This is a genomic window from Plantibacter sp. VKM Ac-2876 (assembly GCF_015350715.1).
In the GTDB taxonomy this organism is placed as follows: domain Bacteria; phylum Actinomycetota; class Actinomycetes; order Actinomycetales; family Microbacteriaceae; genus Plantibacter; species Plantibacter auratus.
The window spans coordinates 1,193,244-1,212,379 of the sequence record NZ_JADKSI010000002.1 but is presented as its reverse complement, the minus strand read 5'-3'; the positions used below and the strand labels follow the sequence as shown (position 1 = coordinate 1,212,379).

The 19,136-nt window shown below is 69.5% G+C and carries 23 protein-coding genes; 22 read left to right on the top strand and 1 reads right to left on the bottom strand.

The window, feature by feature from the left end; translation table 11 throughout:
- Positions 1-15: 15 nt before the first annotated feature.
- From map to ITJ62_RS12030, 22 genes are all read left to right on the top strand, one after another.
- Positions 16-855 carry a type I methionyl aminopeptidase gene (map, locus tag ITJ62_RS12135; protein ID WP_194602264.1) on the top strand — a complete coding sequence of 280 codons (840 nt, stop codon included), beginning with the start codon at positions 16-18 and terminating at the stop codon, positions 853-855.
- A 57-nt stretch (positions 856-912) separates the two neighbouring features.
- Positions 913-1,797 (top strand): aminodeoxychorismate lyase, encoded by an 885-nt coding sequence (locus tag ITJ62_RS12130; protein ID WP_228498177.1) that lies wholly within the window; start codon positions 913-915, stop codon positions 1,795-1,797.
- 149 nt (positions 1,798-1,946) lie between these two features.
- A complete protein-coding gene (gene infA / locus ITJ62_RS12125) occupies positions 1,947-2,168 on the top strand; it encodes a translation initiation factor IF-1 (protein WP_017885304.1) in 222 nt (73 codons plus the stop codon).
- Between the two features lie 80 nt (positions 2,169-2,248).
- Entirely contained in the window at positions 2,249-2,362 is a 114-nt protein-coding gene (gene rpmJ / locus ITJ62_RS12120) for a 50S ribosomal protein L36 (protein ID WP_021759549.1), read from the top strand.
- Positions 2,363-2,524: 162 nt separating this feature from the next.
- Positions 2,525-2,899, top strand: coding sequence for a 30S ribosomal protein S13 (rpsM, locus tag ITJ62_RS12115; protein ID WP_064296688.1), 375 nt, complete (start codon positions 2,525-2,527; stop codon positions 2,897-2,899).
- 41 nt (positions 2,900-2,940) lie between these two features.
- Positions 2,941-3,339, top strand: coding sequence for a 30S ribosomal protein S11 (gene rpsK, locus ITJ62_RS12110; RefSeq protein ID WP_056008094.1), 399 nt, complete (start codon positions 2,941-2,943; stop codon positions 3,337-3,339).
- Positions 3,340-3,496: 157 nt separating this feature from the next.
- Positions 3,497-4,489, top strand: coding sequence for a DNA-directed RNA polymerase subunit alpha (locus ITJ62_RS12105; RefSeq protein ID WP_056008091.1), 993 nt, complete (start codon positions 3,497-3,499; stop codon positions 4,487-4,489).
- A gap of 44 nt (positions 4,490-4,533) precedes the next feature.
- A complete protein-coding gene (gene rplQ / locus ITJ62_RS12100; RefSeq protein ID WP_064296687.1) occupies positions 4,534-5,091 on the top strand; it encodes a 50S ribosomal protein L17 in 558 nt (185 codons plus the stop codon).
- A gap of 94 nt (positions 5,092-5,185) precedes the next feature.
- Positions 5,186-6,199 (top strand): GNAT family N-acetyltransferase, encoded by a 1,014-nt coding sequence (locus ITJ62_RS12095; RefSeq protein WP_194602261.1) that lies wholly within the window; start codon positions 5,186-5,188, stop codon positions 6,197-6,199.
- A complete protein-coding gene (gene truA, locus ITJ62_RS12090) occupies positions 6,189-7,133 on the top strand; it encodes a tRNA pseudouridine(38-40) synthase TruA (protein WP_194602258.1) in 945 nt (314 codons plus the stop codon). The genes ITJ62_RS12095 and truA overlap by 11 nt, the downstream gene beginning before the upstream one ends.
- Before the next feature lie 176 nt (positions 7,134-7,309).
- Positions 7,310-7,756 carry a 50S ribosomal protein L13 gene (gene rplM / locus ITJ62_RS12085; RefSeq protein WP_071259493.1) on the top strand — a complete coding sequence of 149 codons (447 nt, stop codon included), beginning with the start codon at positions 7,310-7,312 and terminating at the stop codon, positions 7,754-7,756.
- 28 nt (positions 7,757-7,784) lie between these two features.
- Positions 7,785-8,270, top strand: coding sequence for a 30S ribosomal protein S9 (gene rpsI / locus ITJ62_RS12080; protein WP_064296683.1), 486 nt, complete (start codon positions 7,785-7,787; stop codon positions 8,268-8,270).
- A gap of 25 nt (positions 8,271-8,295) precedes the next feature.
- Positions 8,296-9,657, top strand: a complete 1,362-nt coding sequence (gene glmM, locus ITJ62_RS12075; protein WP_194602255.1) for a phosphoglucosamine mutase — start codon at positions 8,296-8,298, stop codon at positions 9,655-9,657.
- 46 nt (positions 9,658-9,703) lie between these two features.
- Positions 9,704-10,657, top strand: a complete 954-nt coding sequence (coaA, locus tag ITJ62_RS12070) for a type I pantothenate kinase (RefSeq protein ID WP_064296681.1) — start codon at positions 9,704-9,706, stop codon at positions 10,655-10,657.
- A gap of 126 nt (positions 10,658-10,783) precedes the next feature.
- A complete protein-coding gene (gene glmS / locus ITJ62_RS12065; RefSeq protein ID WP_194602252.1) occupies positions 10,784-12,631 on the top strand; it encodes a glutamine--fructose-6-phosphate transaminase (isomerizing) in 1,848 nt (615 codons plus the stop codon).
- A 74-nt stretch (positions 12,632-12,705) separates the two neighbouring features.
- On the top strand, positions 12,706-13,062 hold the full coding sequence (locus ITJ62_RS12060) for a holo-ACP synthase (RefSeq protein ID WP_064296680.1): 357 nt from the start codon (positions 12,706-12,708) through the stop codon (positions 13,060-13,062).
- Between the two features lie 5 nt (positions 13,063-13,067).
- The gene (alr, locus tag ITJ62_RS12055) at positions 13,068-14,219 is read left to right on the top strand and encodes an alanine racemase (protein ID WP_370581904.1); all 1,152 of its coding nucleotides are present in this window, start codon (positions 13,068-13,070) and stop codon (positions 14,217-14,219) included.
- Positions 14,216-14,716 carry a tRNA (adenosine(37)-N6)-threonylcarbamoyltransferase complex ATPase subunit type 1 TsaE gene (gene tsaE / locus ITJ62_RS12050; protein ID WP_194602247.1) on the top strand — a complete coding sequence of 167 codons (501 nt, stop codon included), beginning with the start codon at positions 14,216-14,218 and terminating at the stop codon, positions 14,714-14,716. The genes alr and tsaE overlap by 4 nt, the downstream gene beginning before the upstream one ends.
- Positions 14,717-14,726: 10 nt before the next feature.
- Positions 14,727-15,356 carry a tRNA (adenosine(37)-N6)-threonylcarbamoyltransferase complex dimerization subunit type 1 TsaB gene (gene tsaB / locus ITJ62_RS12045; RefSeq protein WP_194602226.1) on the top strand — a complete coding sequence of 210 codons (630 nt, stop codon included), beginning with the start codon at positions 14,727-14,729 and terminating at the stop codon, positions 15,354-15,356.
- On the top strand, positions 15,353-15,889 hold the full coding sequence (gene rimI / locus ITJ62_RS12040) for a ribosomal protein S18-alanine N-acetyltransferase (protein WP_370581903.1): 537 nt from the start codon (positions 15,353-15,355) through the stop codon (positions 15,887-15,889). Before tsaB ends, rimI begins: the two co-directional genes overlap by 4 nt.
- Positions 15,886-16,944, top strand: a complete 1,059-nt coding sequence (tsaD, locus tag ITJ62_RS12035) for a tRNA (adenosine(37)-N6)-threonylcarbamoyltransferase complex transferase subunit TsaD (protein ID WP_079705274.1) — start codon at positions 15,886-15,888, stop codon at positions 16,942-16,944. The genes rimI and tsaD overlap by 4 nt, the downstream gene beginning before the upstream one ends.
- Positions 16,945-17,038: 94 nt before the next feature.
- The gene (locus tag ITJ62_RS12030) at positions 17,039-17,815 is read left to right on the top strand and encodes a DUF4190 domain-containing protein (RefSeq protein ID WP_194602223.1); all 777 of its coding nucleotides are present in this window, start codon (positions 17,039-17,041) and stop codon (positions 17,813-17,815) included.
- A 38-nt stretch (positions 17,816-17,853) separates the two neighbouring features.
- On the opposite strand, the gene ITJ62_RS12025 is transcribed toward ITJ62_RS12030, so the two are convergent.
- The gene (locus tag ITJ62_RS12025; protein ID WP_194602221.1) at positions 17,854-19,059 is read right to left on the bottom strand and encodes a class I SAM-dependent methyltransferase; all 1,206 of its coding nucleotides are present in this window, start codon (positions 19,057-19,059) and stop codon (positions 17,854-17,856) included.
- Positions 19,060-19,136 lie beyond the last annotated feature (77 nt).

Below are 19,136 nucleotides of genomic sequence, written 5' to 3'. Positions count from 1 at the left end.
GACACGTCCACCACGGTGTTCCGGAAGTCGATCTACAAGACCCCTGACCAGATCCGCGCCATGATCGCGCCGGGGCTGGCCACAGCGGCATCGCTCGATGCGGTGCGCGCGCTCGTCGCCCCCGGGGTGACGACGCTGCAACTCGACGCGGCTGCCGAGGCGGCCATCGTCGCGGCCGGCGGGCACTCCAACTTCAAGCTGGTGCCCGGCTATCGCCACACGGTCTGCACCTCGGTCAACGAGGACGTGGTCCACGGCATCCCCGGGTCTCGCGTGCTGCAGGCGGGCGACATCGTGTCGATCGACAGCGGCGCCGAGATCGACGGCTGGAACGGCGACTCTGCGATGACCATCGTGCTGCCCGACCCTGCTCGCCCGGAGCTCGTCACCGAACGGGAGCGCCTCTCGGCGGTGACGGAGGGTTCGCTGTGGGCCGGGATCGCCGAGCTCGCGACCGCCCGACACCTCAACCAGGTCGGTGCCGCGATCGAGGAGTACGTCGAGGACCACTCACCCGAGGGGAAGCCCTACGGGATCCTCACGGACTACGTCGGGCACGGCATCGGACGCACGATGCACGAGGCGCCACCGGTGTTCAACTACCGGGTCCGCCAGCGTGGCCCCGAAGTGAAGCCCGGCCTCGTGGTGGCCATCGAACCCATGGTGGTCGCCGGGAGCCCCGACACCTTCGTCCGCGACGACGAATGGACCGTCGCCACGCTCGACGGCGGCTCGGCGGCGCACTGGGAGCACAGCGTCGCCGTGCACCGCGACGGCATCTGGGTCCTGACCGCTCACGACGGCGGGGCCGCGGCCCTCGCCGCTTTCGGCGTCACCCCTGTCCGTCCGGCCTGACCGAGCGGCCGCCCGGTCGCCGTCCAGACCTCGCACGTCCCGGTAGAGTTGCTCGGCATGAGCGTGCCGATCGTGTTCCTTCTCGACGTCCTCCCCGCAGACACCGTCATCGACGACGCCGACCTCCCGGCCACGATCACGCCGGCCGGTGACGGGTCCGGCGTCTTGAGCGTCTTCGACCTGGGCCCCGCGCGGGGGGACGGGATCTTCGAGACGATCGGTGTCGTCGGCCGGCACCCGCAGTCGGTCGAGGCGCATCTCGATCGGCTGACCGAGTCGGCGGCGATCCTCGATCTGCCCGCGCCGAACCCCGCTCAGTGGCGGGTCGCCATCGCCCGCGCGGTCGCGGAACTCCCCGACGTCGATCAGAGCGCCGTCCGACTCGTCGTGACGCGGGGGAGTGGCGGACGCCCGACCGCGTGGATCTCGGCGACACCGGCTGACGGGTTCCCCGAGCGCGAGAACGGCATCGAGGTCGTCTTACTCGACCGAGGCCTCCCGAGCGACGTGCAGGAGCGTTCGCCGTGGCTGCTCGCCGGTGCCAAGACGCTGTCGTACGCGGTCAACATGGCCGCGCTCCGTGAGGCGCACCGACGTGGAGCGGACGACGTGCTCTTCGTCAGCAGCGACGGCTTCGTCCTCGAGGGCCCCACCTCCACCGTGGTCGTGCAGATCGGCGGAACATTCGTGACACCGCCTCCGTCGAGTGGCATCCTGCCCGGGACCACCCAGCTCGCGCTCTGGGCCCATCTCGAGGAGCAGGGGCTCCCGCACGAGTACCGGATGCTGACACCGGAGGACGTGCTCGACGCGGAAGCGGCGTGGTTGCTCTCCAGCGTCCGACTGGCCGCGCCGGTGCGTGCCGTGGACGGACGTCCGCTGCCGATGGATGCCGGTCTCACGGCGCGGATCAACGACGCGCTGCTCTCCCGCACCGATTGACAGGCCCTGGCCGACGTTGAGTTGGCGAAACCCGGAAACATAGCATAGAATCGATCTTTGGTGCTTTCTGCATGCCTTCGGCGAGCCGACATCCGCACCGCAATCCATCCGCACGACCAGTGCGACTCAACCTGAGCGACAGTGAGGCTATGGCCAAAAAAGACGGCGTCATCGAGATCGAGGGCCAAGTGGTCGAGGCTCTGCCCAACGCGATGTTCCGCGTTGAGCTGACCAACGGACACAAGGTACTTGCCCACATTTCGGGCAAAATGCGTCAGCACTACATCCGCATCCTCCCAGAGGACCGCGTGATCGTGGAACTGACCCCCTACGACCTGACCCGTGGTCGGATCGTCTACCGCTACAAGTAGGTCGCGCTGTAAGTAACGGCCGGACGCGCCGCCACCATCCGGTGGTGGGCCCGGCACGATGACAGCGAAAAGAGAGAACTATGAAGGTCAAGCCCAGCGTCAAGAAGATCTGCGACAAGTGCAAGGTCATCCGTCGCAACGGCCGCGTCATGGTCATCTGCGAGAACCCGCGCCACAAGCAGCGCCAGGGTTGATCTCAGAGGACCTGCAGCACGCAGCCCTGAGCACCACAGCACCACCCCTCTAACGGCAGTTCCAGATCCCGCAGCACATCGTGCACCGCGGGTGACACCTCGGGTCGGAGGCCCGAGCACCGGAACTGCTCCACACCTCCACAACTCCTAGGAGAAGCCACCATGGCACGTCTCGCCGGCGTAGACATCCCACGCGACAAGCGCGTGGAAGTTGCACTGACGTACATCTACGGTGTTGGCCGCACGCGGTCACTCAAGACCCTCGCCGACACCGGCATCAGCGGAGACATCCGCGTGAAGGATCTCACCGATGACCAGCTGATCGCCCTGCGCGATTACATCGAGGGCACCTTCAAGGTCGAGGGTGACCTCCGCCGTGAGGTCGCCGCCGACATCCGCCGCAAGGTGGAGATCGGGTCCTACCAGGGCATCCGTCACCGTCGTGGACTTCCGGTCCGCGGCCAGCGCACCAAGACCAACGCGCGCACCCGCAAGGGCCCGAAGCGCACCGTCGCCGGCAAGAAGAAGGCTCGCTAGGCCCCGCCTAGTCGCCTCGTCATAGGACTCAGGAGATATTCATGGCAGCACCAAAGTCGGCCGTTCGGAAGCCGCGTAAGAAGGAAAAGAAGAACATCGCCGTGGGCCAGGCCCACATCAAGTCGACGTTCAACAACACGATCGTCTCGATCACCGACCCCTCGGGCGCGGTCATCAGCTGGGCTTCGTCCGGTGGCGTCGGCTTCAAGGGTTCGCGCAAGTCGACCCCGTTCGCCGCACAGCTCGCCGCCGAGTCGGCTGCGCGTCAGGCGCAGGAGCACGGCATGAAGAAGGTCGACGTCTTCGTCAAGGGACCCGGCTCCGGCCGCGAGACCGCGATCCGTTCCCTCCAGGCCGCGGGCCTCGAGGTCGGCTCGATCAACGACGTCACGCCTCAGGCACACAACGGCTGCCGCCCCCCGAAGCGTCGCCGCGTCTAATTCCTTCGGTTCACCGGCCGTGATCCGTCCGTAGCGATCGTCTGATCGCCGCGGACGGATCACGGCATGGTCCTGGTGACCAGGGCCAGCGAACACCATTCACTACCTCGCCAACGCAAGTGTCATATAGCGGACACTTAGCCGAAAGGAATCCATAGTGCTCATCGCACAGCGCCCTACGCTCACCGAAGAATCCATCTCGGAGTTCCGCAGCCGGTTCATCATCGAGCCGCTCGAGCCAGGCTTCGGGTACACCCTCGGGAACTCGCTCCGTCGCACCCTGCTGTCGTCCATCCCGGGTGCAGCCGTCACCAGCATCCGCATCGACGGCGTGCTGCACGAGTTCAGCACGATCCCCGGTGTCAAGGAAGACGTCACCGAGATCATCCTGAACATCAAGGGCCTCGTCGTCTCCAGCGAGCACGACGAGCCGATCACGGCGTACCTCCGCAAGACCGGCGCAGGCCAGGTCACCGCAGCGGACATCTCGGCTCCGGCCGGCGTCGAGGTCCACAACCCGGACCTCGTCATCGCGACCCTCAACGACAAGGCGAAGTTCGAGCTCGAGCTCACGATCGAGCGTGGCCGCGGCTACGTGTCGGCCACGCAGAACCGCAACGAGTTCAGCGAAGCCGGTCAGATCCCCGTCGACTCGATCTACTCGCCCGTCCTCAAGGTGACCTACCGCGTCGAGGCGACTCGTGCCGGTGAGCGCACCGACTTCGACCGCCTGGTCGTCGACGTCGAGTCGAAGCCGGCCATCACGCCGCGCGACGCCATCGCGTCGGCCGGTCGCACGCTGACCGAGCTGTTCGGCCTGGCTCGCGAGCTCAACACCGCCGCAGAGGGCATCGAGATCGGCCCCGCGCCGGTCGACGCCGTGCTGCCGGGCGAGCTCTCGATCCCGATCGAGGACCTCGACCTCTCCGTGCGTTCGTACAACTGCCTCAAGCGCGAAGGCATCAACAACGTCAGCGAGCTCGTCGCGCTGTCGGAGACGCAGCTCATGAACATCCGCAACTTCGGACAGAAGTCGGTGGATGAAGTTCGCGACAAGCTCACCGAGATGGGCCTCTCCCTGAAGGACTCGGTTCCCGGGTTCGACGGCGCCCACTTCTACAGCGGCTACGACGACGAGACCGTCTCCTAGCACGCGATCCACCTGACGACTTTCCAACCTGAAGAGAGACAAGAATGCCTACTCCCACCAAGGGACCCCGCCTCGGAGGCGGACCTGCCCACGAGCGTCTCCTGCTCGCCAACCTCGCTGCTGCGCTGTTCACCCACAAGCGCATCCAGACCACCGAGACCAAGGCGAAGCGCCTGCGTCCGCTCGCTGAGCGCCTGATCACCTTCGCGAAGCGCGGCGACCTGCACGCCCGCCGTCGGGTGCTCGCGACCATCACCGACAAGAGCGTCGTCCACGAGCTCTTCACGGAGATCGCGCCCCTCGTCGCCGACCGCCAGGGTGGCTACACGCGCATCATCAAGACCGGTTACCGCAAGGGCGACAACGCTCCGATGGCCGTGATCGAGCTCGTCCTCGAGCCCGTCACGCCGAAGGCGAAGCCGGCCAAGCAGTCCGCGAAGCACGCCGCAGCGCCGGTCGACGAGGCTCCGGCCGAGGAGACCCCGGCCGAGGTCGAGGCCGACGCGGAGGCGACGGAAGCCGTCGAGGCGACCGAGACCGACGGCGAGTCCGTCGACGCCGGCGAGACCACCGACGAGGCTCCCGCGAAGGACGCCAAGTAGGTTCAGCGACACACGAACGGAACCCCGCTCTCCACCTGGAGGGCGGGGTTCCGTCGTTCCTGGCGGCGCTGCGACGGTGTCCTAGGCTGGAGACATGAGTACCACTCCCGCCGTTCCGGCCGGCCAGCCGGCCCTGCCGCAGCACCCCGACGTCGACCAATGGCGTCCGGCGGTCCGCGCGGACATCGACGACATCGTGGCCTTGTGCCGCGCCATGGATCCGTTCGACAACCCCCACCGGGTGACGAGCCGCGACGAGATCGCGGACCAGTTCGACCACGCGTGGATCGACATGGCTGCGGACAGCCTGCTGGCGATCGCCGCCGACGGCACGCTGGTCGCCTACGCGATGGTGATCCTGTCGCCCTCACGAGACGTGTCCGTGTATTCGTACGTCTTCGGCGGCGTGCATCCCGCATGGCGTGAGCGGGGGATCGGCCGAGCGCTGCTCGCATGGTCGCTGGAACGGTCCGAGCAGCAGCTGGCCTCCGTCGAGACGGGTGCTCCAGCTTCGTCCCGTGCCTACGTCGACGAACGGAACCCGGGGGCGGCGCGCCTGTTGGAGCGGTTCGGCTTCGCCGTGGCGCGGTACTTCACGATCATGGAACGCGATCTCTCCGCGCCCGTCGACGAGATCGACGTGCCCGACGGTGTCCGACTCGAGGCGTACCACCCGGACGTGGCCGAACGCACGAGGGAGGCTCGGAACGACTCGTTCCGGGACCACTGGGGCAGCCTGGAGACGGTCCCGGCGATGTGGGAGCAGTTCGTCGGCGGGTCCCACTTCCGTGACGACCTCTCGGTGGTCGCGATCGACGACGACGGACGGGTCGTCGGCTTCACGCTGGCCGAGGTGGACGAGGACAGCTGGTCAGCGCAGGGGTTCACCAGCGCGTACATCGCCCTCGTCGGGACCGTGCGCGACTGGCGTGGCCGACGACTCGCACCGGCTCTGCTGGCCACCGCGCTCCGTCGGATCCAGGCAGCCGGCCTCGAGCGGGCGACCCTGGAGGTCGATACGGCCAGCCCCACGGGTGCACTCGGGCTGTACGAACGACAGGGCTTCGTCGCGACGACGCGTGATCTGGCGTACGTCCGTGAGCGCTGAGCAGGTCGCGGCAGCGGACGTCCTCCCGACCCAGCGGTTCCGGCTCGCGATCGCGTACGACGGCACGGACTTCGCCGGATGGGCGAAGCAGCCGGGGCTCCGGACGGTCGAGGGGGTCCTGGAGGAGGCGCTGTATCGCGTGCTCGGCAAGACCGTCCCGCCGATGCCGCGGTTCGTGGTGGCCGGACGGACGGATGCCGGGGTGCACGCGGCCGGTCAGGTGGCGCACCTCGACCTCACCGAGCCGCAGCTCGCGAAGATCACGCGATTGCAGGGGCGCCACGCCGAGTTCCACGACGGTACGCCGCGGAACGAGACCGCGAGCTCGCTCCTCGCGCGTCGACTGAACGGTGTGCTCGGGATGGACCGCGACGTCGTGATCCACACGGCGGAGCCGGCGTCGGAGGGCTTCGACGCGCGCTTCTCGGCGGTCTGGCGTCACTACCGCTACCGCCTCGCGGACGCCGACGTCCGCAAGGACCCGATCCTCCGGCGGACGACGAGCTGGACGACGGCGTCGCTCGACGTCGAGCTGCTCCACCGGGCGGCCACCTCGCTCGTCGGGCTCCACGACTTCCAGGCGTACTGCAAACCGAGACCGCGCGCGACGACCATCCGGACCCTGCAGTCCTTCAGCTGGGAGCGGGACGAAGCTGGCGTGCTCGTGGCGAGCCTCACCGCCGACGCGTTCTGTCACAGCATGGTGCGGGCGCTCGTCGGTGCCTGCGTCGCCGTGGGGGAGGGGCGCATGTCGCTCGACGAGGTCGTCCGGCTCCGCGACGGCGGACGCCGCGAGATCGACTTCCGGGTGATGCCGGCGCGCGGACTCACCCTCGTCGAGGTCGGTTACCCCGAGCCGGGGCTGCTGCATGCGCGGGCCGCCGAGACCCGTCAGCGGCGGAGCCACGAGCACCTGGAAGCGAGCGCCGAGTGAGGTTCCCGGTGGGAATTGACCGCCGGGACGTCGTCGCGTAGACTCTCCCGTTGGTGCCTGCGCCTTCTGCGGCGCGGTACCCGAAGTTGAGCCCTCCACCTCGGGCGTTCCGTTCGGAACACCCAACAGGAGCGGGATTCACGAACGACCAACTCCGACCAGAAAGCAGCACTATTGTGACGCGCACGTATTCCCCGAAGGCCAGTGAGATCACGCACGACTGGGTCGTCATCGACGCCACCGACGTGGTCCTCGGCCGCCTGGCCAGCCACGCTGCAGCGCTCCTGCGCGGCAAGCACAAGGCGACCTTCTCCCCCCACATGGACGGTGGCGACTTCGTCATCATCATCAACGCCGACAAGGTGGCCCTCACCGGCGCCAAGCTCCTGCAGAAGAAGGCCTACCGCCACTCCGGTTACCCGGGCGGGCTCTCGGCCGTCACCTACGCCGAGCTCCTCGAGAAGAACCCGATCCGCGCCGTCGAGAAGGCGATCCGCGGCATGCTGCCGAAGAACACGCTCGGCCGCGACCAGCTGAAGAAGCTCAAGGTCTACACGGGCAGCGAGCACCCGCACGCCGCTCAGCAGCCCAAGCCGTTCACGCTCGACCAGGTCGCCCAGTAAGCACCGGACAAGAAAAAAGGATTACACAGTGGCGAACATCGCAGATTCCATCGAAGAGACCCCGCAGAGCTACTCCACCGAGTCGGCTCCTGAAGCAGCAGTCACCGCGCCTCGCGCCGTGCTGAGCGTCCCCGGCGCAGCCGTCGGCCGTCGCAAGCAGGCCATCGCCCGCGTGCGCCTCGTCCCCGGCAGCGGCACCATCACGGTCAACGGCCGCACGCTCGAGGACTACTTCCCGAACAAGCTGCACCAGCAGCTCATCAACGACCCGTTCACCGTCCTCGACCTGGCCGGCGGCTACGACGTCATCGCACGCATCTCCGGTGGTGGCCCCTCGGGCCAGGCCGGCGCACTGCGCCTCGGCATCGCTCGCTCGCTGAACCAGATCGACGAGGAGAACAACCGCGCCACCCTGAAGAAGGCCGGCTTCCTCTCCCGTGACGCTCGCGTCAAGGAGCGCAAGAAGGCCGGACTCAAGAAGGCCCGTAAGGCTCCGCAGTTCTCGAAGCGCTAAGCGCTCTCAAGACAAGCGAAGCTCGATGCCTCAGCTGTTTGGTACCGACGGCGTACGCGGACTCGCGAACGCCGACCTGACGGCAGACCTCGCTCTCGGCCTTGCCCAAGCCACCGCAGTGGTGCTTGGGCAAGGCCGTAGTGCTGAGGCCCGCCGTGCCGCAGGGAAGCGCCCGGTCGCCGTGCTCGCACGCGACCCACGTATCTCCGGCGAGTTCCTGTCCGCCGCCGTCGCGGCGGGCCTGGCGTCCTCGGGCGTCGACGTGCTCGAGGCCGGCGTGCTGCCCACGCCCGCGACGGCGTTCCTCATCGCCGACATCGACGCCGACTTCGGCGTGATGATCTCCGCCTCGCACAACCCAGCGCCGGACAACGGCATCAAGATCTTCGCCCGCGGCGGCACGAAGCTGCCCGACGCGGTGGAACGCCGGATCGAGGAATACCTCGACCGCCCCAAGCTCAGCCCGACCGGCGCCGATGTCGGCCGGATCATCCGCTTCGCCGACGCCGAGGACCGCTACGTCCTCCACCTGCTCGGCAGCCTCCCGAACCGCCTGGACGGCATCCATGTCGTCCTCGACTGCGCGCACGGTGCGGCCGCGGGAGTGTCGCCGGAGACCTTCCGCGACGCCGGGGCCAAGGTCACGATCATCGGCAACGACCCCGACGGCATGAACATCAACGACGGCGTCGGCTCCACGCACCTCGACCTCCTGTCCAAGGCGGTCCTCGAGCACGGTGCCGACCTCGGCATCGCACACGACGGCGACGCCGACCGTTGCCTCGCGGTCGACGCTGCGGGCAAGGTCGTCGACGGCGACCAGATCATGGCCATCCTCGCGGTCTCGATGCAGGAGCGCGGCAAGCTCAAGGACGACACGCTCGTCGCCACGGTGATGAGCAACCTCGGCCTGCACGTCGCGATGCGCGAGCACGGCATCACCGTCGTCCAGACCGGGGTCGGCGATCGCTACGTCCTCGAGGCGATGAACGCGAACGCCTATTCGCTCGGCGGTGAGCAGTCGGGCCACGTGATCATGGCCGACTACGCGACCACCGGCGACGGCATCCTCACCGGTCTGCACATCGTGGCCGAGATGGCGCGCACCGGGAAGACGCTCGCGGAGCTCGCCGCCGTGATGCAGGTGTATCCGCAGATCCTCGTCAACGTCACGGGTGTCGACCGTACGCGCCTCGTCGGCGACGAGGTCGTCGACGCCGCCGTACAGGCTGCCGAAGCCGAGCTCGGAGACGACGGACGTGTGCTGTTGCGACCGTCCGGCACCGAGCAGCTCGTCCGCGTCATGGTCGAGGCGGCCGACCAGCCGACCGCCGATCGCCTGGCGCACCGCCTCGCCGACGTCGTCCGCGAGCGACTCGCCATCTGAGTCGTCCGGCGGCGGGTCGGCACCTCAGCTGTGGAAGAGTGATCGCATGACTTCGACGACGACGGGCGGTGCCTCCGGGCAGCCGACGCCCTACGTGGAGATCGACCGTGCCGAATGGGCGCGACTCGCTCCGGAGACGGCCACACCGCTCAGCGAGACCGAGGTCGTGCAGATCCGCGGCCTCGGCGACCGTCTCGACATGCGTGAGGTCGAGGAGGTCTACGTGCCGCTCAGCCGGCTGCTGAGCCTCTATGCGAAGGGCACCCAGGACCTCGGGCGAGCGACGAGCCGGTTCCTCGGCGACCAGGCGCTCCGGACGCCGTTCGTGATCGGTGTGGCGGGTTCCGTGGCCGTCGGCAAGTCGACGATCGCGCGGCTGCTGCGCGAACTGCTGTCGCGCTGGCCGGACACCCCGCACGTCGAACTCGTGACGACCGACGGCTTCCTCTACCCGAACGAGGAGCTCCAGCGGCGCGGCATCATGGATCGCAAGGGCTTCCCCGAGTCCTACGACCGGCGCGCGCTCCTGCGGTTCATCACCGCGGTGAAGAGCGGTGCCGCCGAGGTGCGGGCACCGTTCTACTCGCACCTGCGCTACGACATCATCCCGACGGCGCAGGTCGTCGTCCGGCGCCCCGACGTCCTGATCGTCGAGGGCTTGAACGTGCTGCAACCGGCTGCGACGGCGAGCGGACTCGCGATCAGCGACCTGTTCGACTTCAGCATCTACGTCGACGCACGGACGCGCGACATCGAGTCCTGGTACGTCGACCGCTTCATGGCGCTCAAGCGGGGCGCGTTCTCGAACCCGAACTCCTTCTTCAACGTGTTCGCCGAGCTCTCCGATGAGGAGGCGGCCGATCAGGCGCGTGGGTTCTGGCGCTCGATCAACGAACCGAACCTCATCGACAACATCCGCCCGACCCGCTCACGCGCCAAGCTCGTGCTGCGGAAGGATTCCGATCACACGGTGTCCTCGGTGCTGCTCCGCAAGCTCTGACCCGCGGCAGAGGAAGGGCCCGGGAACCGGTGGATCTCGGCAAGACCGTCCTGCTCCGAAGCTGAGTGCCGGCGCCTCGAGGTTGGTGCAGGATCCTCGCAAAATCGCGCGATTATGCTGCTCTACATGTGTGGAATCGTAGGGTACGTCGGGAACGACAAGACGGTGGACGTCCTCATGGGCGGACTCAAGCGGCTCGAGTACCGGGGGTACGACTCCGCCGGGATCGCCGTGCTCGACGCGTCGGGTTCACTGAACGCCCGGAAGCGTGCCGGGAAGCTGGCCGTCCTCACCGAGGACCTCGCCGCGAACCCCATCGCGCCGGGCTCGACCGGTATCGGACACACGCGTTGGGCGACCCACGGTGGACCGACGGACCGCAACGCGCACCCGCACCTCGGTGACGAAGGACGCCTCGCGCTCATCCACAACGGCATCATCGAGAACTTCGCCGAACTGCGCGCGGAGCTCCTCGAGGACGGCTTCACCTTCGAGAGCGACACCGACACCGAGATCGCCGCCGTGCTCATCGGCCGCGAGTACCGTTCCACCGGCGACCTCACCGAAGCCTTCCGTCGCGTCGTCGCTCGCCTGGACGGCGCCTTCACGCTGCTCGCCATGCACCAGGACCTGCCCGGCGTCGTCATCGGTGCGCGTCGGAACTCGCCGCTCGTCATCGGGCTCGGCGACGGCGAGAACTTCCTCGGGTCGGACGTCGCCGCGTTCGTGCAGTACACCCAGCGCGCGGTCGCGATCGGCCAGGACCAGATGGTCGTCATCACGCCCGACGATGTGACGGTCACCGACTTCTCCGGCAATCACGTCGTGACCGAGCCGTTCGAGATCCAGTGGGACGCTTCGGCGGCCGACAAGGGCGGCTGGTCGAGCTTCATGGCGAAGGAGATCAGCGAGGAGCCCGACGCGGTCGCGAACACGATCCGCGGGCGGGTCGAGGGCGGCCAGGTCGTCATCCCCGAACTCGCCGGTCTCGATGAGCTCTTCCTCGACATCAACCGCATCGTGATCATCGCGTGTGGCACCGCCGCCTACGCGGGCACGGTCGGCACCTACGCGATCGAGCGATGGGCCGGGATCCCGGTCACCGTCGAGCTGAGCCACGAGTTCCGCTACCGCGACCCGGTCATCGACGCGCGCACGCTCGTCATCTCGGTGAGCCAGTCGGGCGAGACCATGGACACGCTCATGGCGGTGCGTTTCGCGAGCGAGTCCGGCGCGAAGACCCTGTCGATCTGCAACACCCAGGGCGCCACGATCGCGCGCGAGTCGGACGCCGTGGTGTACACCCACGCGGGGCCCGAGGTCGCGGTCGCGTCCACGAAGGCGTTCACCGCTCAGATCACGGCGCTGTACCTGTTCGGGCTGCACCTCGCGCGGGTCCGCGGCACCCAGACGCCGGCGTTCCTGGCGTCGCAGGTCGAGGAACTGCAGGGCGTCCCCGACAAGATCGCCAGCATCCTCGGGGCCTCCGAGAAGATCGCGCAGCTCGCGCACTGGATGGCCGACTCCCGGGCGGTGCTCTTCCTCGGCCGCCACGTCGGGTACCCGATCGCGCTCGAGGGTGCACTGAAGCTCAAGGAGCTCGCCTACATCCACGCTGAAGGCTTCGCCGGTGGCGAGCTCAAGCACGGCCCGATCGCCCTGATCGAGCCGGGCCAGCCCGTCTTCGTCGTCGTCCCGAGCCCACGTGGCTCGGCGATCCTGCACCCGAAGGTCATCTCGACCATCGAGGAGATCCGCGCACGTGGTGCTCGGGTCATCGCGATCGCGGAGCAGGGCGACGCCGCCGTCCTGCCCTCGGCCGACGAGGTCATCCCGATCCCGCTCGCCGGTCCACTGTTCGAGCCCCTGCTCGCCGTCATCCCGCTGCACATCTTCGCGATGGAGCTCGCGACGGCGAAGGGCCTCGACGTCGACCAGCCGCGCAACCTCGCGAAGTCCGTCACGGTCGAGTAGGGACGGTCCGCGGGGTCCGAGGTGGCCCGTCGAGCGGGCCTCCGGGCCGCACACGACGGCCGTAGAGTAGAGGGATGATCATCGGCATCGGGGTGGACCTGGTCGACCTCGCACGGTTCGAACGGGCGATCACGCGCACCCCGAACCTGCTGGCCAGGCTCTTCGTCCCGTCGGAACGCGACCTCCCGCTGCGGTCCCTCGCCGGACGGTTCGCCGCCAAGGAGGCGCTCATCAAAGCACTGGGTTCCTCGGACGGCATCCGCTGGCAGGAGATGGCGATCGTGAACGGCCCGGAGGGGAAGCCCGACTTCGCGCTGTCCGGCGTCACGGCGGGTGTCGTGGCCGAGCGGGGGATCACGAGCATGCACCTGACCATGACCCACGACGCCGGGGTCGCCGTCGCGTTCGTCGTCGCGGAGCGGGAGGGATGACGCCCGTGTCCGAGCACGACGAGCGACCGACCCGCGAGGCGATCATCGACCTCGACGCCCTGCGCCACAACGTCCGTCGTCTGCGCGAGCTGACCGGCGTCGGTGAACTCATCGTCGTCGTCAAGGCCGACGCCTACGGGCACGGTGCCGGGGCGATCGCCCGCGCGGCGGTCGAGGCCGGGGCCGATCGCCTGGGTGTCGCCGACATCGCGGAGGGCGTCGCGCTGCGCGCCTCCGGGATCACGGCACCGATCCTCGCCTGGCTGCACGGTCAACAGGCGGCCTTCGGCACCGCGCTCGACGCTGGGATCGAGCTCGGTCTGTCGTCGGTGGAGCAGCTCGACCGCGTGATCGAGGCCGCTCGGCATCGGCCGTCCGTCGTGCCGGTCGTCCAGTTCAAACTCGAGACCGGGCTCAGCCGGAACGGTGCGGCCGAAGCCGACTGGCCGGAGCTCTTCCAGGCCGCCGCAGCAGCCGAGGCCGCCGGGCTCGTCCGGGTCGACGGGCTGTTCTCGCACGTCTCGAACACCTCCACCGACGACGACCGGGCGGCCGCCGTCCGCTTCGAACGCGGTGTGGCCCTCGCAACGGAAGCCGGTCTCGCTCCGCGGAGTCTGCACCTCGCCGCGTCGGCGGCAGCGCTCGGCGAGCCGTCCCTCCGCTACGACGCCGTCCGCCTCGGACTCGCCGTGTACGGCCTCTCGCCTTTCGAACCCACCGAGGACGCCGACCGCTCGGCCGACGCCTTCGGCCTCCGGCCCGTCATGACCCTCCGGGCGACGGTCGCCGCCGTGCGTCGGGTCGAGCCGGGCGCCGGGGTGTCCTACGACTACAGCTACCGGACCAGCACGGCGACGACGCTCGCCCTCATCCCGCTCGGATACGCCGACGGTGTGCCGCGGAGCGCCTCGAACGCCGGTCCGGTCGTGATCAACGGACGCCGCTACCGGGTGTCCGGGCGGATCGCGATGGACCAGTTCGTCGTCGACGTCGGCGACGACGCGGTCGCGGTGGGGGACGACGCGGTGCTCTTCGGCGATCCGGCGTCCGGCGCGCCGCGCGTCGAGGAGTGGGCGGAGGCCGCCGGCACCATCAACTACGAACTCGTCACCCGGATCGGGTCGCGCGTGGTCCGGACGACCAGGGAGCGGTCATGACCGATCACGTCCTCACCCCGGGCACCGTCGACGTGGCGACGCCCGAAGAGATGCACGCGTACGGCGTCCGGCTCGGCGCAGAACTGCGCGCTGGGCAGCTCCTGGTCCTGACCGGGCCGCTCGGAGCGGGCAAGACGACCCTCACGCGAGGGATCGGCGAGGGACTCGGGGTCCGCGGCCCCGTGACGAGCCCCACCTTCGTGCTCGCCAGGACGCACCCGAGCCTCGTCGGCGGTCCGCCGCTCGTCCACGTGGACGCCTACCGGCTCGGCTCGGCGCTCGAACTCGACGACCTCGACATCGACTTCGCCCGATCCGTCGTCGTCGTGGAGTGGGGAGCCGGACTGCTCGACGGCGTGGTCCCCACGTGGTTCGAGCTCGTCATCGAACGTCCGACCGGAGCCGGCGACGAGCCCGCGACGGACGACGCCGGCGAGGAGCCGATCGAGCGCCGGACCCTCACGCTCTCGCGGCACCCCGCGATCGACGCCGGGTAGGCTGGACGACGTGCTGTTGGCGATCGATACATCCGCGGGTTCGAGCGTCGCCGTCGTCACCCTTGGTGGCGAGGTGTTGGCCGAACGGTCCTCCGACGACCCGATGCGGCACGCCGAGGTCATCGGTACGCTCATCGCCGGATGCCTCGACGACGCAGGGGTCGAGGTCGCCGCGCTCACCGGGCTGGTCGCGGGTATGGGACCAGGTCCGTTCACCGGACTCCGGATCGGGATCGCCGCGGCCCGCAGCTTCGGGATCGGCGCAGGCCTCCCGGTGCACCCCGTGGTGAGCCACGATGCGATCGCGCTCGACGCCTACCGTTCCGGTTCCGCCGCACCCGACGCCACGCTGCTCGTCGTCACCGACGCCCGCCGTCGCGAACGCTACTGGACGAGCTACGCCGGACTCGACGCAGCCGGCCTCCCGGTCCGCGTGCAGGGGCCGGCCTTGGCGAAACCCGACGACCTCCCGACCTCCGAGTCCGTGCGCCTCGACGCGCTGGTCGTCCCCGCCGGGGCGTTGGGCCAGGTCGCCGCCGCACTCCTCGCCACCGATGGCGCGTTCGCGGGGGAGGAGCCGTTGTACCTCCGCTCACCCGACGTCACGATGTCCGCGGGCGCCAAGCGGGTGACGGCGTGAGCTGGTCGCTGCGCCGCGCCGGTGTCGCCGACCTCGACGCGATCATGGAGCTCGAGCACACCGTCTTCGTGAACGACGCCTGGTCGGCGGACATGATGCGCGCCGAACTGTCGTCGCCGCACGGGTACTACCTCGTCGCGACGGAGGTCGACGCCGACGACGCGACACTCGCGGGCTACGGCGGTCTCTTCGCACCGTCCCGGTCCGACGACGCCGACATCCAGACCATCGCCGTCGCCGGGCACGCCAGAGGACGAGGGCTCGGACGACTCCTCATGCAGGCGCTCATCGAGCAGGCCCGGCAGCAGGACGTCGCCCAGGTCTTCCTCGAGGTCAGGGCCGACAACCCCGTGGCGATCACGCTGTACCGGAGTCTCGGCTTCGAGGAACTCGGCGTCCGCCCCGGCTACTACCAGCCGGACGACGTCGACGCCATCGTCATGCGACTCACGGTCCAGCCGAGGCCGCCCATGCCCGCCCACGGCCAGTCCCCGCTCGACCAGACCGACCAGCACCCCGGGAGCACCTCGTGAACCGTGCAGAACCGCTCGTCCTCGGCATCGAGACGAGCTGCGACGAGACCGGGATCGGCATCGTCCGCGGACACCACCTGCTGGCGAACACCATCGCCTCGAGCATGGACGAACACGCACGGTATGGCGGCGTCGTCCCGGAGGTCGCCGCACGCGCCCACCTCGAGGCGCTCGAGCCGACGCTCACGGCGGCGCTCGCAGAGGCCGGCATCGCCCTGGCCGACCTCGACGCCGTCGCGGTGACGAGTGGCCCCGGCCTGTCCGGCGCACTCATGGTCGGCGTCGGCGCAGCGAAGGCGCTCGCCGTGTCCCTCGGCAAACCGCTGTACGCCGTGAACCACCTCGTCGGTCACGTCGGCGCGGACGTCCTCGACTCCGAGGACGGGACGATCGAGTACCCGACGATCGCCCTGCTCGTGTCCGGCGGGCACACCTCGCTGCTCCTCGTGCGGGACCTCGTGTCGGATGTCGAACTGCTCGGCGAGACCATCGACGACGCGGCCGGCGAGGCCTTCGACAAGGTCGCGCGCATCCTGGGCCTGCCCTACCCGGGCGGGCCGCAGATCGACCGGGCGGCCGTCGGCGGCGACCCGAAGGCGATCCGGTTCCCCCGTGGACTCAGCCTGCCGAAGGACATGGAGCGGCATCGCTACGACTTCTCCTTCTCCGGCCTGAAGACGGCCGTGGCACGCTGGGTCGAGGCGAAGCAGGATGCTGGGGAGCCGGTCCCCGTCGCGGACGTCGCCGCCAGCTTCCGCGAGGCCGTCGTCGACGTGCTCGTCTCGAAAGCGGTCAAGGCGTGCACCGAGCTCGGCGTGCCCCGCCTGCTGCTGGGGGGCGGCGTCATCGCGAACGCGCGGCTCCGTGAGGTGGCGGCCGAACGCACCGCCTCGGCCGGGATCGAACTCCGCATCCCGCCGTTGCAGCTGTGCACCGACAACGGTGCGATGATCGCCGCGCTCGCCGCGCAGCTCATCTCCGCCGGACACGAGCCGTCCTCGCTCGACTTCGGCGCCGACTCGACCCTGCCGGTCACCGAGATCCAGGTGCACTGACCGCTCGACGAGCCGTCTCCCGGCCGTCGACCTGGTGCGCGGACGTCGGCGCATAGGATGGGCCGGTACCCGGTCACGGATCGAAGGAGCGGCGATGGATCAGCACGAGCACCCCGACGGACGACCTCAGCACCAGGACGGTGCGGTGGACGGGCAGTCGCGCCCGCGGCAGGCCGAGCAGCCGAACGGGCAGCCGCAGCAGCCGTGGGGGCAGCAGCCTCCGCACCAGCCCCAGGCCCAGCAGCCCCAGCCCCAGCAGCCACAGCCCCAGCCCCAGGCCCAGCAGCCCTGGTCGCCGTACCAGCCGCCACAGCCCTCCCAGCAGGCCGGCGTCGGGCCGCAGGGCCAGCAGCAGCCGTACCAGCCTCAGCCCCAACAGCCGTACCAGCCTCAGGGTCAGGCCTCCCCGCCGCCCACGGACTGGCAGCGCGGCGCCGGCGCGCCCGTCACGCCGCCGACGCGCCCTGCCCAGCAGGGGGCGTCCCCCTCGGCGCCTCCGGCGGGTTGGCAGGGCGATCACGCGACCTATCTCCAGACGGTGCCGACGGCCGTCTACCAGGCGCCGAGCCAGGGTGGCTACGCCGCGTACCAGCAGTCGCAGACGCAGACCCCTGCCGCGTCGACCGGGACCTCGCGGAGCACCTGGTCGCTCATCACCGGTGTCGTCGGGCTCGTCGTGTCGGTCTTCGTCGGTTGGGGCTTCCCCCTGTCGATCGCCGCGATCGTGCTCGGGTTCGGAGCCAGGCGTCGCGAGCCGCAGGGCCGAGGTCGCGCCCTCACCGGCCTCGTGACCGGGTTCGTCGGCCTCGCCTGCTCGGTCGGCTGGCTCGTCTACAGCGTCGTCGTGATCATCGGCTACGTCTCGACCTGATCCTCCACAGGCGCTGCGGCCCGGCGGACGCCGTCGGGTCAGGCGTCGGCGGCCGGCTTCACCCGTTCGACGAGCAGCGCACTGTGCTTGCCGGCGATCCTCGTGAGGATGATCGTGGCCGAGCCGTCGCCCTTGAGCGCGAGGCGCTTCCGGAATGCCGCGGGGTCGACGTCGACGCCGCGTTTCTTGATCTCGAGCACGCCGATCCCGCGATCACGCATCGTGCGCTTGAGGACCTTCTCGTCCATCGGCAGCCGTTCGAGCACCCGGAAGGTCGTGGCGAACGGCGAGCTCGTCGCCGTGTCGGAGGTCAGGTAGGCGATGCCCTGGCCGAGCATGCCGGCCTCCAACCGGATGGCGAGGTCGCCGATGAGTCGGGCCCGGATCACGGATCCGTCGGGTTCGTGCACGTAGTCGCCGAGCTCCCGCACTGGGGCGTCGTCGGCGTCAGCCTCGGCATGCAACTCGTGGTGGACGCCGTCCGCGAGGAGGAGCGCGGACCGTCGGACATCCGGACGGGCCAGCGAGCCGAACCAGAGCGCCATCTCGACGAGCTGTCCGTCGACCGACACCCACTGCGCCTCGGCGTCGTCGGGGATGAGGGAGCGGTCGAATCCGGGCCCGAGCTTGACGCCTGTGGGAAGGCGGGTCGCCGCACCGAAGACCAGGTCGAGGGACGGGGTGTAGTCGGCGGCACTCGACAGCCGCGCGGTGTCGGCGTGTCCTGCGGTGCGCCGCGCGGGATCGAACCAGACCGCGTCGAAGTCGTCGAGGGAGACGTCCTCGGCGGCGGCGTTCCGCACGGTCGCCGTGGGGAACGGAGCGAGGTTGTAGCTGGCGATGGCCGCGGTGACCTCGTCGATGTCGACCGCCGTGACCTCCAGGTCGAGCGAGGCCATGGCCATCGAGTCGGCGCCGATGCCGCTGCCGAGGTCGGCGATGCGCGTGAGGCCGGCCCGGGCGAACCGCCCGGCGTGCAGCGCGGCGACGGGAAGGCGCGTGGCCTGCTCGAGCCCGGCCTCGGTGAACAGCATGCGGCCGGCGAACGGACCGAACTTCCCGACGGCCTTCTGCCTGAGCCGCGACTGCGTGAGGACCGCCGCGACCAGCTCAGGGGAGTGGCCCTCCTTGCGCAGGCGCCCGACCAGACGGACGGCCTCGTCCTTCGTCGGGTAGGGCGGGAGGGAGTCGAGGAGCCTGAGGCCGTCGGCCGTGAGGAGTTCGACGAGTTCCGAACGGTCCATGGTCAGCGGGCCTCGGGCGGAGCTGGATGCATCCGGCAACGGTAGCAGCCGCTGATTGGCACTCGCATTGCATGAGT